Annotated in this window: 16 protein-coding genes; 12 read left to right on the top strand and 4 right to left on the bottom strand. The window is 56.5% G+C overall.

Features of this window, described 5'->3' with window-relative positions; translation table 11 throughout:
* Positions 1–96: 96 nt before the first annotated feature.
* On the top strand, positions 97–1,338 hold the full coding sequence (gene sstT / locus NR795_RS18240; RefSeq protein WP_257758947.1) for a serine/threonine transporter SstT: 1,242 nt from the start codon (positions 97–99) through the stop codon (positions 1,336–1,338).
* 117 nt (positions 1,339–1,455) lie between these two features.
* On the opposite strand, the gene NR795_RS18235 is transcribed toward sstT, so the two are convergent.
* Both NR795_RS18235 and uxaC read right to left on the bottom strand, forming a co-directional pair.
* Entirely contained in the window at positions 1,456–2,943 is a 1,488-nt protein-coding gene (locus tag NR795_RS18235; protein WP_144817534.1) for a UxaA family hydrolase, read from the bottom strand.
* 17 nt (positions 2,944–2,960) lie between these two features.
* The gene (gene uxaC / locus NR795_RS18230) at positions 2,961–4,373 is read right to left on the bottom strand and encodes a glucuronate isomerase (RefSeq protein WP_144817533.1); all 1,413 of its coding nucleotides are present in this window, start codon (positions 4,371–4,373) and stop codon (positions 2,961–2,963) included.
* A 467-nt stretch (positions 4,374–4,840) separates the two neighbouring features.
* On the opposite strand from uxaC, the gene NR795_RS18225 reads away from it, so the two are divergent.
* From NR795_RS18225 to NR795_RS18180, 10 genes are all read left to right on the top strand, one after another.
* On the top strand, positions 4,841–6,145 hold the full coding sequence (locus NR795_RS18225; RefSeq protein WP_222889507.1) for an MFS transporter: 1,305 nt from the start codon (positions 4,841–4,843) through the stop codon (positions 6,143–6,145).
* Between the two features lie 136 nt (positions 6,146–6,281).
* Entirely contained in the window at positions 6,282–7,058 is a 777-nt protein-coding gene (gene exuR / locus NR795_RS18220) for a transcriptional regulator ExuR (protein WP_144817531.1), read from the top strand.
* Between the two features lie 251 nt (positions 7,059–7,309).
* Positions 7,310–7,972 (top strand): DedA family general envelope maintenance protein YqjA, encoded by a 663-nt coding sequence (gene yqjA / locus NR795_RS18215; RefSeq protein WP_144817530.1) that lies wholly within the window; start codon positions 7,310–7,312, stop codon positions 7,970–7,972.
* On the top strand, positions 7,956–8,357 hold the full coding sequence (mzrA, locus tag NR795_RS18210) for an EnvZ/OmpR regulon moderator MzrA (RefSeq protein WP_144817529.1): 402 nt from the start codon (positions 7,956–7,958) through the stop codon (positions 8,355–8,357). The genes yqjA and mzrA overlap by 17 nt, the downstream gene beginning before the upstream one ends.
* Positions 8,358–8,475: 118 nt before the next feature.
* A complete protein-coding gene (locus NR795_RS18205) occupies positions 8,476–8,844 on the top strand; it encodes a DUF1090 domain-containing protein (RefSeq protein WP_042390222.1) in 369 nt (122 codons plus the stop codon).
* Positions 8,845–8,877: 33 nt separating this feature from the next.
* Positions 8,878–9,189, top strand: a complete 312-nt coding sequence (locus NR795_RS18200) for a YqjD family protein (protein ID WP_042390221.1) — start codon at positions 8,878–8,880, stop codon at positions 9,187–9,189.
* A 2-nt stretch (positions 9,190–9,191) separates the two neighbouring features.
* The gene (locus tag NR795_RS18195; RefSeq protein ID WP_144817528.1) at positions 9,192–9,587 is read left to right on the top strand and encodes a phage holin family protein; all 396 of its coding nucleotides are present in this window, start codon (positions 9,192–9,194) and stop codon (positions 9,585–9,587) included.
* 38 nt (positions 9,588–9,625) lie between these two features.
* On the top strand, positions 9,626–9,886 hold the full coding sequence (locus NR795_RS18190) for a YqjK-like family protein (protein ID WP_144817705.1): 261 nt from the start codon (positions 9,626–9,628) through the stop codon (positions 9,884–9,886).
* Between the two features lie 231 nt (positions 9,887–10,117).
* Positions 10,118–10,510 carry a DoxX family protein gene (locus NR795_RS18185; RefSeq protein WP_186370561.1) on the top strand — a complete coding sequence of 131 codons (393 nt, stop codon included), beginning with the start codon at positions 10,118–10,120 and terminating at the stop codon, positions 10,508–10,510.
* 80 nt (positions 10,511–10,590) lie between these two features.
* A complete protein-coding gene (locus NR795_RS18180; RefSeq protein WP_257758945.1) occupies positions 10,591–11,577 on the top strand; it encodes a glutathione S-transferase family protein in 987 nt (328 codons plus the stop codon).
* Between the two features lie 36 nt (positions 11,578–11,613).
* Here NR795_RS18180 and yhaJ read toward each other — a convergent pair whose 3' ends face one another.
* Positions 11,614–12,510 carry a DNA-binding transcriptional regulator YhaJ gene (gene yhaJ / locus NR795_RS18175; protein WP_042390213.1) on the bottom strand — a complete coding sequence of 299 codons (897 nt, stop codon included), beginning with the start codon at positions 12,508–12,510 and terminating at the stop codon, positions 11,614–11,616.
* Positions 12,511–12,614: 104 nt separating this feature from the next.
* Here yhaJ and NR795_RS18170 point away from each other — a divergent pair, with 104 nt between their 5' ends.
* Entirely contained in the window at positions 12,615–13,313 is a 699-nt protein-coding gene (locus NR795_RS18170) for a pirin family protein (RefSeq protein WP_144817525.1), read from the top strand.
* 56 nt (positions 13,314–13,369) lie between these two features.
* On the opposite strand, the gene NR795_RS18165 is transcribed toward NR795_RS18170, so the two are convergent.
* Positions 13,370–14,674: a serine dehydratase subunit alpha family protein gene (locus tag NR795_RS18165; protein WP_257758944.1), complete on the bottom strand. Its 1,305-nt coding sequence runs from the start codon at positions 14,672–14,674 to the stop codon at positions 13,370–13,372.
* Positions 14,675–14,702 lie beyond the last annotated feature (28 nt).

Genomic DNA, 14,702 nt, shown 5'->3' with positions numbered 1-14,702 from the left:
CATATACTCAACCAGGCAAACATTTAGTTACATCCGGACATAAACGTGACATAGAGCACACTTCGGCTGGAACGCAATTTCACTTAAGGAACTATCATGGCGACACAACCGTCTGGCCTGCTCAGGCATATCATGCAGGGCAGCCTCGTAAAACAGATCCTTGTCGGGCTGGTGCTCGGTATTCTGCTGGCGTGGATCTCCAAACCTGCGGCCATTGCCGTGGGGCTGCTTGGCACCCTCTTCGTTGGCGCGCTGAAGGCCGTCGCGCCGGTGCTGGTCCTGATGCTGGTTATGGCCTCTATTGCCAACCATCAGCACGGGCAGAAAACCAGTATCCGCCCTATTCTGTTTCTCTATCTGCTAGGTACCTTCTCCGCCGCGCTGACGGCGGTGGTGTTCAGCTTCCTGTTCCCTTCGACGCTGCATCTGGTTACCGGCGCGACAGAGATCACGCCGCCGTCAGGCATCGTTGAGGTATTACGCGGCCTGTTGATGAGCATGGTCTCTAATCCGGTCGATGCCCTGTTGAACGCCAACTACATTGGCATTCTGGTCTGGGCAGTGGGTCTGGGCTTCGCGCTGCGCCATGGCAACGAGAGCACGAAGGCTCTGATCAATGACTTCTCGAACGCGGTGACCTTTATGGTGCAGCTGGTGATCCGCTTTGCTCCTGTCGGTATCTTCGGCCTGGTTGCCTCGACCCTTGCCACTACCGGGTTTGACACCCTGTTTGGCTATGCCCAGCTGCTGGTGGTTCTGATCGGCTGCATGCTGCTGGTAGCGCTGATCATCAACCCGCTGCTGGTGTTCTGGAAGATCCGCCGTAACCCCTATCCGCTGGTGTTGATGTGCCTGCGCGAAAGCGGCGTCTACGCCTTCTTCACGCGCAGCTCGGCGGCTAATATCCCGGTTAACATGGCGCTGTGCGAAAAGCTGAACCTGGACCGCGACACCTACTCCGTCTCCGTGCCGCTGGGCGCGACCATCAATATGGCGGGCGCGGCCATCACCATTACGGTGCTGACCCTCGCGGCGGTACACACTCTGGGCATTCCGGTGGATCTGCCTACGGCGCTGCTGCTGAGCGTAGTTGCCTCCCTGTGCGCCTGCGGTGCTTCCGGCGTGGCGGGTGGCTCGCTGCTGCTGATCCCGCTGGCCTGTAATATGTTTGGCATCCCGAACGATGTGGCCATGCAGGTAGTGGCGGTGGGCTTTATTATTGGCGTGCTGCAGGACTCCTGCGAGACGGCGCTGAACTCCTCCACCGACGTGCTCTTTACCGCCGCGGCCTGTATGGCGGAAGACGAGCGCCTGGCGAAAAACGCCCTGCGCAGTTAAAAAAATAGTTAAAAAGAAACAGTTAAAAAAAAGCCCGGTAGCGCTGACGCTTACCGGGCTTGCATTGAGTACGCAGTTTGTAGGCCGGACAAACGCAGTGCCGCCCGGCAATCAGCCTTACAGCGTCACACCACTCTTAAAGATCGCCAGCTCGCGGAACTCGTTGCGTTCGTTGCAAGTCTGTTTGCCGTTAGCAATCTCAACGATGGTATCCACAAACTCGGTCAGCACCTGCGGCATCAGTTTGCCGTGGATCAGCTGACCGGCATCGAAGTCGATCCAGTGCTTTTTCTTCGCCGCCAGCTCGCTGTTGGTGGCGATTTTCACCGTCGGCACAAAGCCGCCGTAAGGCGTACCGCGTCCAGTAGAGAAGAGCACCATATGACAACCCGCGCCAGCCAGGGCGCTGGTGGCAACGGCGTCGTTACCCGGCGCGCTCAGCAGGTTAAGACCATGGGTTTTCAGACGCTCGCCGTAGCGCAGCACGTCAACCACCTGGCTGGCCCCTGCTTTCTGGGTGCAGCCCAGCGACTTCTCTTCCAGGGTGGTAATGCCACCGGCTTTGTTACCCGGCGATGGGTTCTCGTAGATCGGCTGGTTGTGGGCGATAAAGTACTGTTTGAAGTCGTTCACCATGGTGACGGTTTTTTCAAACGTGGACTCATCGCGGCAGTGGCTCATCAGGATCTGCTCGGCACCAAACATCTCCGGTACCTCGGTCAGCACGGTCGTACCGCCGTTGCCGATCACGTAGTCCGAGAAGCGACCCAGCATCGGGTTGGCGGTGATGCCAGAGAGGCCATCGGAGCCGCCGCACTCAAGGCCAAATTTCAGCTCGCTCAGCTTGCCCGGTTCGCGTTTATCATTACGCATCGCGTTATAGAGCTGGTGCATATGCTCAAGGCCCGCTTCCACTTCGTCTTCCTGGTGTTGGCAGACCATAAAGTGTACGCGGTCTGGGTCGAAATCACCCAGCGTTTCGCGGAACACATCAACCTGGTTGTTCTCACAGCCGAGACCAATCACCAGCACCGCACCCGCGTTAGGGTGGCGCACCATGTTTTGCAGCATGGTGCGGGTGTTAACGTGGTCGTCCCCAAGCTGAGAGCAGCCGTAGGTATGGCTGAACAGGAAGACGCCGTCGGTGCCTTCAGCATTCTGCGTCTCTTTTAAGAAACGGGTCTGGATCTGGCGAGCGATGCCGTTGACGCAGCCAACGGTCGGCAGGATCCACAGCTCATTGCGGATCCCTACTTCGCCGTTGGCCCGGCGGTAGATCTCAACGTCACGATCTGCCGCCTGCGCCTGCACAGCCTGAAGATCGGGTTGATAGCTATACTCGTCCAGATCGCTCAGATTGGTGCGCGCATTGTGAGAGTGAATGTATTCACCCGCTGCGATATCTGCCGTGGCGTGACCAATCGGCAGACCGTATTTCACCACGTTTTGCCCCTGCGGGATGGGCTGCAGGGCAAACTTATGCCCGCGTCCCACCGGCTGGCGCAGCTGCACGGTGTGGTTATCGACAGAAATTTCCGCGCCTTCCGCCAGGTCAGCCAGAGCGACTGCGACGTTATCTAGCGAATGGATCTTGATGTATTGCATATCAACCTCAAACGGCCTTAGTTCAGTTCAATCGCGAAGTAATCACGCGCATTGTTAAAGCAGATATTTCTCACCATCTCGCCCAGCAGCTGGATATCTGCCGGTGCTTCCCCGGCGGCGACCCAGCGGCCAATCATCTGGCACAGGATGCGACGGAAGTACTCGTGACGGGTATAGGAGAGGAAGCTGCGGCTATCGGTCAGCATACCCACGAAGCGGCTTAACAGGCCAAGCTGTGCCAGTTGGGTCATCTGACGCTCCATGCCATCCTTCTGATCGTTAAACCACCAGCCGGAGCCGAACTGCATTTTGCCCGGCATACCTTCACCCTGGAAGTTGCCGATCATAGTCCCCAGCACTTCGTTATCGCGCGGGTTCAGGCAGTAAAGAATGGTTTTCGGCAGCAGGTTCTCTTCATTCTGCTTGCTCAGCAGTTTAGAGAGCTCTTCCGCCATCGGACGGTCGTTGATGGAGTCGAAGCCAACATCCGGCCCCAGCAGTTTGAACTGGCGCAGGTTGTTATTACGCAGCGCGCCAATGTGGTACTGCTGTACCCATTCGCGACGGGCATATTCTGCGCCGAGGAAGACCAGCACCGCAGTTTTAAACTGCGCCACTTCATGTTCGCTCAGGGTTTCGCCTGAGAGACGACGTGCAAGAATGCTGTCCAGCTCGGCTTCGCTCGCTTCGGCAAACAGCACCACGTCCAGCGCATGGTCAGAGACTTTACAGCCGTGGGCGGCAAAGTGATCCAGACGCTTGGTCAGCGCGGATTGCAGATCGCTAAAGCGGCGGATGTCGGTATCAGAGACTTCACCCAGCTTCGCCATGTAGTCGTTAAAGGTCGCCAGCTCGATGTTGAACGCTTTATCCGGACGCCAGCTCGGCAGCACTTTGATGGTGAAGTCGGTGTCTTTAGCCACGCTGGCATGATGCTCCAGAGAGTCGATCGGATCGTCGGTGGTGCCGACCATCTTCACATTCATCTGCTGCATGATACCGCGCGCGGAGAATTTATCCTGGGCCAGCAGCGCATTGCCCTGCTCCCAAATCTCATCGGCGGTCGCCGGAGAGAGCAGCTTACCTGTAATACCAAACGGGCGGCGCAGTTCGAGGTGCGTCCAGTGGTATAACGGGTTGCCAATGGTGTGCGGTACGGTGGCGGCCCACGCGTCAAACTTCTCGCGGTCAGAGGCGTCGCCGGTACACAGGCGCTCAGGCACGCCGTTGGTACGCATTGCACGCCACTTATAGTGATCGCCTTTCAACCAGATGTCATACAGGTTTTTGAAACGGTAGTTGTCCGCAATCTGCTGCGGCGGCAGGTGGCAATGATAGTCGAAAATCGGCTGATCTTTCGCGTAATCATGGTACAGACGGCGAGCAAATTCGGTATCCAGCAGGAAATCTTCGGTCATAAAAGCGGTCATTATCGTCTTCCTCTAAACGAGTGCGTTAGATGCGTACGTTCAATGCTGACAAAGTTATCACACCAATTTCTATAGACCGAAGATATTTTCGTGAGTTAGATCAATAAACGCTGACAAAAAAATTACCCTCAAGGGGGTAAACTCGCCGCTAACCCGCACCAGCTCTGGCTTTGCTGACGGGAAATAATGCCCACACAGAGAAAAGCACTTTTGTGATGTCACTCACCTTTTAAAGTTGTATGACAAGTTATCTTTCTGCCGTCGCGAAACATATACCGACGGAATGCATTACAGGTGATTTATCACTGAGTTTACCGGTACGGATACCGACTTGTGCACGCACACTGATGGCAAGGTCCGGGCCGTTTCGGGAGTTACTCCCGGCTACGCCCCCCGTTACACCTCTCCCGGCTCGATCCGGAGGAGGGCCCGCCCAAGGCGGAAATAACATAACGATGAGGTTTTACATGCGTAAAATTAAAGGTTTACGTTGGTACATGATAGCGCTGGTGACGCTGGGCACCGTGCTTGGCTACCTGACCCGTAACACCATTGCTGCGGCTGCGCCAACGCTAATGGAAGAGCTGCACATCTCCACGCAGCAGTACTCTTATATCATCGCGGCTTATTCCGCCGCCTACACCATCATGCAGCCGGTTGCTGGCTACGTGCTGGATATTCTGGGTACCAAAGTAGGCTACGCCGTCTTTGCTGTGACCTGGGCAATCTTCTGCGGTGCTACGGCGCTGGCAGGCAGCTGGGGTGGCTTAGCGCTGGCCCGTGGTGCAGTAGGTGCCGCTGAAGCTGCGATGATCCCGGCAGGCCTGAAAGCCGCCTCCGAGTGGTTCCCGGCAAAAGAGCGTTCTATCGCCGTAGGCTACTTCAACGTTGGCTCCTCTATCGGGGCGATGATTGCACCGCCGCTGGTGGTATGGGCAATCGTCATGCACAGCTGGCAGCTGGCCTTCATTATCTCCGGCGTGCTGAGCTTCGCCTGGGCGATGGCCTGGCTGATTTTCTACAAACACCCGCGCGATCAGAAGAAGCTGTCTGAAGAAGAACGTGAATACATCATTGGCGGTCAGGAAGCACAGCACCAGACCAACAACGGTAAGAAGATGACCGTCTGGCAGATTCTGGGTACCCGCCAGTTCTGGGGCATCGCGCTGCCGCGTTTCCTGGCAGAGCCAGCCTGGGGTACCTTCAACGCCTGGATCCCGCTGTTCATGTTTAAAGTCTACGGCTTTAACCTGAAAGAGATCGCCATGTTCGCCTGGATGCCTATGCTGTTCGCAGACCTCGGCTGTATCGTTGGGGGCTACCTGCCGCCGCTGTTCCAGCGCTGGTTTGGCGTGAACCTGATCGTCTCCCGTAAAATGGTAGTGACCATGGGTGCGGTTCTGATGATTGGCCCAGGCATGATCGGCCTGTTCACCAGCCCGTATGTGGCGATTGGCCTGCTGTGTATCGGCGGCTTTGCTCACCAGTCTCTGTCTGGGGCTCTGATCACCCTCTCCTCTGACGTGTTTGGTCGTAACGAAGTGGCTACTGCTAACGGCCTGACCGGTATGGCGGCCTGGACGGCGAGCACCATGTTTGCTCTGGTGGTCGGTGCGCTGGCTGATACCATCGGCTTCAGCCCGCTGTTCGCCGTACTGGCCGTGTTCGACATCATGGGCGCTATCCTTATCTGGACCGTGCTGAAGAGCAAGTCCGCTGCCGAGCTTGAGGAAGAGAAACGAGCTGTCGGTGGCCCGGCTACCCAGCACTAGTAAACTGCAATAACGCATTACACATTTAATGCACAGCCGCCTGCACTATTCGGGCGGCTTTTTCATTACTGGTATGGTGAGAATTTAGGAAAAGTGGTATAACAAATCTATCTATCCTGTCTCGCCCGGAGCACAAATGGAAATCACCGAATCACGCCGTTTATATCAGCAGCTGGCCGCTGAGCTAAAGAGCCGCATTGAGGCCGGCGTGTATCTTGTCGGTGACAAACTGCCCGCCGAGCGTTTTATAGCCGATGAGAAGAGCGTTAGCCGCACCGTGGTGCGTGAAGCGATCATCATGCTGGAAGTGGAAGGCTACGTTGAGGTGCGCAAGGGCTCGGGTATCCATGTCATCTCTAACCAGGCGAAGTATCAGCAGATCCCCGATGAGTCCATGGAGTTTGCTAACTACGGTCCGTTTGAGCTGTTACAGGCTCGCCAGCTTATTGAAAGTAATATTGCCGAGTTTGCCGCGACCCAGGTGACCAAGCAGGACATCATGAAGCTGATGGAGATCCAGGATAAGGCGCGCCAGGAGAAGTGCTTCCGTGACTCAGAGTGGGATCTTCAGTTCCATGTTCAGGTTGCGCTAGCCACACAGAACACCGCCCTGGCAGCAATTGTGGAAAAAATGTGGACTCAGCGCACGCACAACCCGTACTGGAAAAAACTGCACGATCACATTGATGCCCGCACCGTAGACAACTGGTGTGACGATCATGATCAAATCCTTAAAGCGCTGATTCGTAAAGATCCGCATGCGGCAAAGGTGGCAATGTGGCAGCATCTGGAGAACACTAAGCTGATGCTGTTCAATGAAACCAGCGATGACTTTGAGTTCAATGCAGACCGCTATCTGTTTGCTGAAAATCCGGTGGTTCACCTCGATACCGCCGCAACCGCCGTAAAATAATACCCTTCTCTTTTTGCCGCGGGCGCTGGTGCGCCTGCGCTGTGCAATCAATAACATAACGCGGTCAGTAACCGTATAGAGTGTCAGCCTGTGTAAATACCTTTGTCACTCCCCTCCCCGGCAAGCAAAATCAATTCCTAAAATACGCATTTTCAGTGACGCAGATCTCTGGCGTTTGTTACAATTAGATGCAATTTCTCTCCAGCGGCGTTAACCCCGATATTCGTTAACCGATGTACCAGGAACACTGAATGGAACTATTTACCCAGTTACTGAACGCTTTATGGCACCAGGATTTCGAAACGCTGGCGAATCCTTCCATGATCGGCATGCTCTATTTTGTTTTATTTATGATCCTGTTTCTGGAAAACGGCCTGCTGCCAGCGGCATTTTTACCGGGTGATAGCCTGCTGGTGCTGGTCGGTGTTTTAATTGCCAAAGGGGCGATGGGCTATCCGCAAACGATTTTGCTGCTTACCGCCGCCGCCAGCCTCGGCTGCTGGGTAAGCTATATCCAGGGACGCTGGCTCGGCAACACGCGTATCGTGCAGAACTGGCTGTCACATCTGCCCGCACACTACCATCAGCGGGCGCACCATATGTTCCATAAGCATGGGCTCTCGGCGCTGCTGGTTGGCCGCTTTATTGCCTTTGTGCGCACCCTGCTGCCGACCATCGCCGGTCTTTCCGGCCTGAATAATGCGCGCTTCCAGTTCTTCAACTGGATGAGCGGCCTGCTGTGGGTCGTGATCCTCACAACCTTTGGTTATCTGCTGGGCAAGACGCCCGTGTTTCGCAAATATGAAGATGCGCTCATGTCCTGCCTGATGCTGCTGCCGGTGGTGCTGCTGGTGGTTGGGCTGGTTGGCTCGCTGTTCGTTTTATGGAAGAAAAAATATGGAAATCGGCAGTAATCGACGTACGCGACGCACACTCATTCATCAGTGCGCCTTTGCGCTGGCCGCCGTTATGCTCTTTACCCTGCTCTTCGCTGCCTGGAGTACTCTCCAGCAGCGCGAGTCGACGCTGGCCATTCGTCCGGGTAACCAGAGCGTCAGCGTACCGGACGGCTTCTCCGTCTGGCATCACCTCGACGCTAACGGGATCCGCTTCAAAAGCATCACGCCGAAAAATGACACCCTGGTCATTACCTTTGACTCCAGCGCGCAAAGCGCGGCGGCAAAAGTGGTCTTAGACCGCACTTTGCCGCAGGGCTATATCATTGCCCTTCAGGACGACGACGACCAGACGGCAGCCTGGCTTACCCGCCTGCGCGATACCCCTCACCGTCTGGGTTAACCTTCTACTAATCCGAATCTTTTCACTTACTTTGGTGATCTTCGCGTTTACTTACTATGCTTGAGTAGACGGGAACAGTGTCACTCTTTTACTGACTGCAATAGGGAAAGTTATAAGAATGAGATACCGCATCGTACTGGCGTTAAGCCTTTTATCGTTGAGCGCCGCTTCGCAGGCCGTATCGCTTTGCCAGGAGAAAGAACAGGATATCCTGCGCGAAATTAGCTACGCCGAGAAGCATAATAATCAGAGCCGCGTTGACGGACTGAACACCGCCCTCAAAGAGTTAAAAGCCAACTGCACCGACAGCAAGCTGCGCGCAGATCACCAGAAAAAAATTGCTGAACAAAAGGAAGAGGTTGCTGAACGTCAGCAGGATCTGACTGAAGCACAGCAAAAAGGCGATGCGGATAAAGTGACCAAACGTGAACACAAGCTGAAAGAGGCGCAGGAAGAGCTGCGTGCGCTTGAGGCCCGTGATTATTAAAGGAAGTTACCACTCGCTCACCTGGAGAGAATTATGTCTAAGTCTAAAGATACTACTGCCGATCATCTGCGCGCTGAGTTGAAATCCCTGACGGATACCCTGGAAGAGGTATTAAGCAACTCCGGGGACAAATCGAAAGAAGAGTTGAGTAAGCTGCGTACTAAAGCAGAGCGTGCTCTGCACGAAAGCCGCTATCGTCTGGGTGAAACCAGCGATGTCATTGCCAAGCAAACCCGTGAAGCCGCCACGCGCGCCGATGAATACGTGCGCGAGAACCCGTGGACTGGTGTAGGGATTGCAGCTGCCGCCGGCGTAGTGCTGGGCGTGCTGCTGACGCGTCGCTGATTATGGCTGACCTACGTCAAACAAGCGGGCCAGGAAAAAGCGTCCTGGGTATTGGGCAACGCATTATGACCATCCTCGTTGAGATGGTCGAAACGCGTCTGCGACTGGTCGTGGTGGAACTGGAAGAAGAGAAAGCAAACGTCATCCAGATGCTCCTGATGTTGGGGCTTACCATGCTGCTGGCCGCCTTTGGCCTGATGAGCCTGATGGTTCTCATCATCTGGGCTATCGACCCTCAATACCGTCTTAACGCGATGATCGCTACCACTGTGGTTCTGCTGGTAGGCGCAATCATTGGCGGTTTCTGGACGCTGCATAAGGCTCGACAATCCACGTTCCTGCGCCATACGCGCGACGAGCTGGCTAACGATCGTTCTCTGCTGGAGGAGGATAAATAGTGAGCAGTAGTAAAGCGGAGCGTCTTAAACGCAAAGCGATGCTGCTAAGCCGGATCCAGCAGCAGCGCCTTGATTTGACCGCCAGTCGTCGCGACTGGCTAGAGACGACGGGCGCTTACGATCGTGGCTGGAACACCTTCCTCAGCCTGCGATCGTGGCTGCTGGTAGGCAGTAGCCTGTTGGCGGTGCGCACCGTTCGCCATCCCAACATGATGCTGCGTTGGGCGAAACGTGGCTTTGCCGCGTGGAGCACCTGGCGTCTGGTTCAGACCACCCTCAAGCAGCAGCGCCTGCGTTAATCACCATCATGCACCGGCCCACGCAGTGTGTAGGCCGGTGCAAGCGTAGCGCCGCCCGGCGTAACCGCATAGCCATCAATCATATTATTTGATAAAGATTGACAGTTTTCCTTGCTAACAATCCTTCAACGCCACGTTTATTATCCTCTCCATCGACAGCGAACAGGCGCATACGCCTGCCAATGCTGGAAAAATGACATTATTGGCCCCCGCGGCTTTATGGAGAGTAAAATGAAAAAATTAGAAGATGTTGGTATTCTGGTAGCGCGAATTCTGATGCCAATCCTGTTCATTACCGCTGGCTGGGGCAAAATCACCGGTTATGCTGGCACGCAGCAGTATATGGAGGCGATGGGCGTACCGGGCTTCATGCTGCCGCTGGTTATCCTGCTTGAGTTCGGCGGCGGTCTGGCGATCCTGCTTGGTTTCCTGACCCGTACCACCGCGCTGATTACCGCCGTCTTTACGCTGCTCACCGCGTTCCTGTTCCACAGCAACTTTGCTGAAGGCATGAACTCCATCATGTTCATGAAAAACCTGACCATCGCAGGCGGCTTCCTGCTGCTGGGTATTACCGGTCCAGGCGCGTTTAGCATCGACCGCGTTCTGAATAAAAAGTGGTAAGGCTTCTATACTGAAAGCAATTCAAGGCGGGGAGAGCGAACGCTTCCCGCTTACCCTTTTCTGGCAGTAAGGAGAGCACCATGGGACAGCTTATTGACGGCGTCTGGCATGACGTCTGGTACGATACAAAGTCAACCGGCGGACGGTTTAAACGCTCGGAGTCCGCGTTCCGTAACTGGCTAACCGCAGACGGCGAAGCAGGCCCGACCGGCGAAGGCGGTTTTGCACCTGAGAAAGATCGCTACCATCTTTACGTCTCCCTCGCCTGCCCATGGGCGCACCGCACGCTGATCCTGCGCACGCTGAAAGGCCTTGAGCCATTTATCGACGTATCGGTGGTTAACCCCCTGATGCTGGAGAGCGGCTGGACCTTTGATGATAGCTTTCCTGCTGCCACCGGCGACAAGCTCTATCAGCACGATTTTCTCTATCAGCTCTATCTTCATGCCGATCCGCACTATACCGGGCGCGTTACCGTGCCGGTGCTGTGGGATAAGAAAAACCACACCATCGTCAGCAATGAATCTGCGGATATTATTCGCATGTTCAATACCGCCTTTGACGCACACGGCGCGAAAGCGGGCGACTACTATCCGCCGGAATTGCGGGGGCAGATTGATGAGCTGAATAGCTGGATCTACGACAACGTGAATAACGGCGTCTACAAAGCCGGGTTTGCTACCAGCCAGGAAGCCTATGACGAGGCGGTAGAGAATGTCTTTGCCTCGCTGGCCCGCCTTGAGCAGATCCTTGGCCAGCACCGCTATCTCACCGGCAATCGCCTGACAGAAGCGGATATTCGCCTGTGGACGACGCTGGTTCGCTTTGACCCGGTCTACGTGACACACTTCAAGTGTGATAAGCACCGGATCAGCGACTATCTGAACCTGCACGGTTTCCTGCGCGACATCTATCAGATGCCGGGCATTGCCGAAACCGTGGACTTCGCTCACATTCGCAATCACTACTACCGCAGCCATAAGACCATCAACCCGACGGGGATCATCTCCATCGGACCGTGGCAGGATCTGGACGAGCCGCACGGGCGCGATATTCGCTTCGGCTAAGCCGTCAGGGCACCTTCAGGGTGCCCTTTTTATTTGCTATTTCCCTGCAAAAAGCTTCGGGATCTCCCGCAGACACCAGGCCTTCGCCTCACCCATGCTGTCGCGCCGCCAGGCCATAATGATATCCACTTCGCTGGTAGACTCCGGGCTGACCACCCGCAGACGCCCTTCGGCAATATCCTGCTCCACCAGCGGGTAAGGCATGGTGGCTACGCCTAGCCCGGCCAGCAGCGCGTTGCGTTTATCCTCCAGGCTGCTCACCGTCAGGCGCGGCTGCTTGTCCAGCAGCTGTACGGTAAGCACCGGGCGCTCGCGGGCAGTATCGGCCACCGCAACGCCGCGATATTTCACCCGCGTCACCTCGGAGAGCGGCTCTGGTTCCTGGTGGATCGGGTGATCCGGCGCGGCGACGTAGACGTTGAGAAGGGTATAGAGCTTGCGCGAGTTGATCTCTGACGACGAGCGGAAGTGCATATCCGGGGCGATAACGATATCCGCCCGGCCCTGCTCCAGGCGCTCCCACGCCCCTGCCAGCACTTCGGTAATAATGGAGAGTTGAGTATTGGCTTTCGTCGCCAGTCGCTCGACCAGCGGGAAAAACGCGGGCGTGGGGACCAGCGCTTCGCTCACCAACGTCAGGTGCGTCTCCCAGCCACGGGCCAGCGCTTCGGCATCGGTAGTCAGCTTGTCGGCGGCCTCCAGCAGCACGCGTCCCCGCTCCAGCAGCATGCGCCCAACGTTGGTAAATTTTGTCCGGTGTCCGGAGCGGTCGAAGAGCACCACGTCCAGCTCCTCCTCCAGCTTCTGCATGGTATAGCTTAGCGCGGAAGGTACCCGGCCCAGCTCATCCGCCGCTGCGGCAAAACTGCCGCGTCTGTCTATAGCATCCATGACGCGTAATGCTTCGAGCGTCAACGCTCTCTCTTTAGCCATCTCGTTCTCATTCAGGAAATTTGAACATACCGGGCAGAATATCTGGCTAACAATGCAGCGTCCATACCTTTACCATTGATTTAGTGTAAAGAGAGGTCAGAATTATGATTACTACCAGAACAGCCAAACAGTGCGGACAGGCAGATTTCGGATGGCTGCAGGCCCGTTACACCTTCTCCTTTGGACACTACTTTGATCCTAAGCTGTTGGGCTATGCCTCCCTGCGGGTGCTGAACCAGGAGGTGCTGGCCCCTGGAGCGTCATTCCAGCCGCGTACCTATCCTAAAGTGGATATTCTCAACCTGATCCTTGAGGGTGAAGCCGAGTACCGCGACAGCGAAGGCCATCATGTGCAGGTGAAGGCGGGAGAAGCGCTGCTGATAGCGACCCAGCCGGGGATCAGCTATAGCGAACACAACTTGAGCAAAGATAAGTCCCTGACGCGGATGCAACTCTGGCTGGATGCCTGCCCTGAACGCGAGAACGCGCCGGTGCAAAAGATTGCCCTCGCGGGCCAGCAGCAGCTGCTGGCGTCCCCAGACGGGCATGATGAGAGTATGCAGCTTCGCCAGCAGGTCTGGTTGCACCATATTGAACTGGACGAGGGCGAGCAGCTCAGCTTTCAGCTGCATGGCCCGCGCGCTTACCTGCAATCAATTCACGGTAGGTTCCATGCCCTGACGCCTCAGGAGGAGCAGAAGGCGCTCACCTGCGGCGACGGAGCCTTTATTCGCGATGAGGCAAACATCACGCTGGTGGCGGATACGCCGCTGCGAGCCCTGCTGGTCGATTTGCCGGTATAGCTAAGATGCCGGGCGGCGGCTTCGCCTGACCCGGCCTACGTCTCTAGGCTTTGTGTCTAGGCTTTGTGCGCCATAATGTCGATGATCTGCCGGTCGGTGGCCTGCATAGCGTGGCAGGCCAGGGCGCAGAGGTTAGCGATCGACTGTTCGACGTCGTGCGCCACAATCCCCTCATTGCCGGTCACGGCGGTCTCATCCAGCGCCATCAGCACGGCTTTCCACGCTGACGAGACGCTAGTCGATACTTTCATCGCGCAGCTGTTGGATGCGCCATCGCAAATCATACCGCTAACGTCGCCGATCATACTGCTGATAGCCCGCGCAAGGGTGTCATAGTGTCCATCCATTAACCACGCCATCCCTGCCGCCGCCCCCATGGCTGCCGTCGTCGCGGCGCAAAGCGCGGAGAGGCGCGGCAGCTGGTAGTGGATGTAGATCGCGCTAAGATGGGAAAGCATCAGCGCACGGGCCAGCCGCTCTTCGCTCTCACTTAAAGACTCAGCCACGACCACAACCGGCAGCGTGGCGGCGATCCCCTGGTTACCGGAGCCCGAGTTGCTCATTGCTGGCAGCGTCGCGCCGCCCATTCGTGCGTCCGATGCGGCGCTGGTGCGGATCACAATCGCCGAAGAGAGATCCTTCGCCAGCAGGCCGCGATCGGACTGTTTTTGCAGCGTGGTGCCGATGTGCAGACCCCACTCCCGCGCCAAACCTTCCCGGGAGAGCGCATCGTTCAGGCGGGCCGCACCAAGAATAAAACGGATCCGCTCAAACGGGGCCTGCTCAATAAAGGCCAAAATGTCGCGCAGCGTTGTCTGTGACAGCGCCACCAGCGGATCCTCACGGCCCTCTTCCACCTGGTCACTAAGCTGAAAAACCGTCTCGCCCTGCTTTTCGATCCTGACGATGCAGGTATGATCGCCCTCGATCGTTACGCTGGCGTCGCTATCCGCCGTATAGACACAGGCGCGGGCGTAGAGGATCTCGGCACACGGCTCCTGTAGCCTGACGCATACCCGCCCATCCGCAAGCATCGTTTTGGCATGTGCTATCGCCTCTGGCGATGCGGCTTTGAGTACCTCCAGCCCGGCGGCGGCATCGCCTCCGAGCGCGCCGAGGGCAGCGGCAATCGGCAGACCCACCATGCCCGTTCCCGGCACGGTGACCCCCATACCGTTTTTCAGCAGGTTAGGCGAAACATAACACTCCACGCGCTCGATCCTGCCGGAGAGCTGCGCGGCGGCCGTCGCGCTGGCCAGCGCCAGCGATACCGGTTCGGTACAGCCCAGCGCGGGTTTAACCTCCTGGCGGACAATCTCAATAAACCGATCCCAAAGCGGGTTCCATTTTGCATCTGACATAATAGCGTCCATCTGTTTTATTAAGTGA

Origin of the sequence: Pseudescherichia sp. L3 (assembly GCF_024656065.1) — a bacterium.
Taxonomy (GTDB): domain Bacteria; phylum Pseudomonadota; class Gammaproteobacteria; order Enterobacterales; family Enterobacteriaceae; genus Pseudescherichia.
The sequence above is the reverse complement of the archived record's forward strand: the minus strand, read 5'-3'. Positions and strand labels throughout refer to the sequence as shown.

What these genes read in the sequence shown, in the direction of transcription:
- NR795_RS18165 (WP_257758944.1), bottom strand. Translation starts at nt 14,674, where the DNA reads ATGTCAGATGCAAAATGGAACCCGCTTTGGGATCGGTTTATTGAGATT.
- sstT (WP_257758947.1), top strand. Translation starts at nt 97, where the DNA reads ATGGCGACACAACCGTCTGGCCTGCTCAGGCATATCATGCAGGGCAGC.
- NR795_RS18185 (WP_186370561.1), top strand. Translation starts at nt 10,118, where the DNA reads ATGAAAAAATTAGAAGATGTTGGTATTCTGGTAGCGCGAATTCTGATG.
- exuR (WP_144817531.1), top strand. Translation starts at nt 6,282, where the DNA reads ATGGAAATCACCGAATCACGCCGTTTATATCAGCAGCTGGCCGCTGAG.
- NR795_RS18225 (WP_222889507.1), top strand. Translation starts at nt 4,841, where the DNA reads ATGCGTAAAATTAAAGGTTTACGTTGGTACATGATAGCGCTGGTGACG.
- NR795_RS18170 (WP_144817525.1), top strand. Translation starts at nt 12,615, where the DNA reads ATGATTACTACCAGAACAGCCAAACAGTGCGGACAGGCAGATTTCGGA.
- uxaC (WP_144817533.1), bottom strand. Translation starts at nt 4,373, where the DNA reads ATGACCGCTTTTATGACCGAAGATTTCCTGCTGGATACCGAATTTGCT.
- NR795_RS18180 (WP_257758945.1), top strand. Translation starts at nt 10,591, where the DNA reads ATGGGACAGCTTATTGACGGCGTCTGGCATGACGTCTGGTACGATACA.
- NR795_RS18205 (WP_042390222.1), top strand. Translation starts at nt 8,476, where the DNA reads ATGAGATACCGCATCGTACTGGCGTTAAGCCTTTTATCGTTGAGCGCC.
- yqjA (WP_144817530.1), top strand. Translation starts at nt 7,310, where the DNA reads ATGGAACTATTTACCCAGTTACTGAACGCTTTATGGCACCAGGATTTC.
- NR795_RS18195 (WP_144817528.1), top strand. Translation starts at nt 9,192, where the DNA reads ATGGCTGACCTACGTCAAACAAGCGGGCCAGGAAAAAGCGTCCTGGGT.
- NR795_RS18235 (WP_144817534.1), bottom strand. Translation starts at nt 2,943, where the DNA reads ATGCAATACATCAAGATCCATTCGCTAGATAACGTCGCAGTCGCTCTG.
- NR795_RS18200 (WP_042390221.1), top strand. Translation starts at nt 8,878, where the DNA reads ATGTCTAAGTCTAAAGATACTACTGCCGATCATCTGCGCGCTGAGTTG.
- mzrA (WP_144817529.1), top strand. Translation starts at nt 7,956, where the DNA reads ATGGAAATCGGCAGTAATCGACGTACGCGACGCACACTCATTCATCAG.
- NR795_RS18190 (WP_144817705.1), top strand. Translation starts at nt 9,626, where the DNA reads ATGCTGCTAAGCCGGATCCAGCAGCAGCGCCTTGATTTGACCGCCAGT.
- yhaJ (WP_042390213.1), bottom strand. Translation starts at nt 12,510, where the DNA reads ATGGCTAAAGAGAGAGCGTTGACGCTCGAAGCATTACGCGTCATGGAT.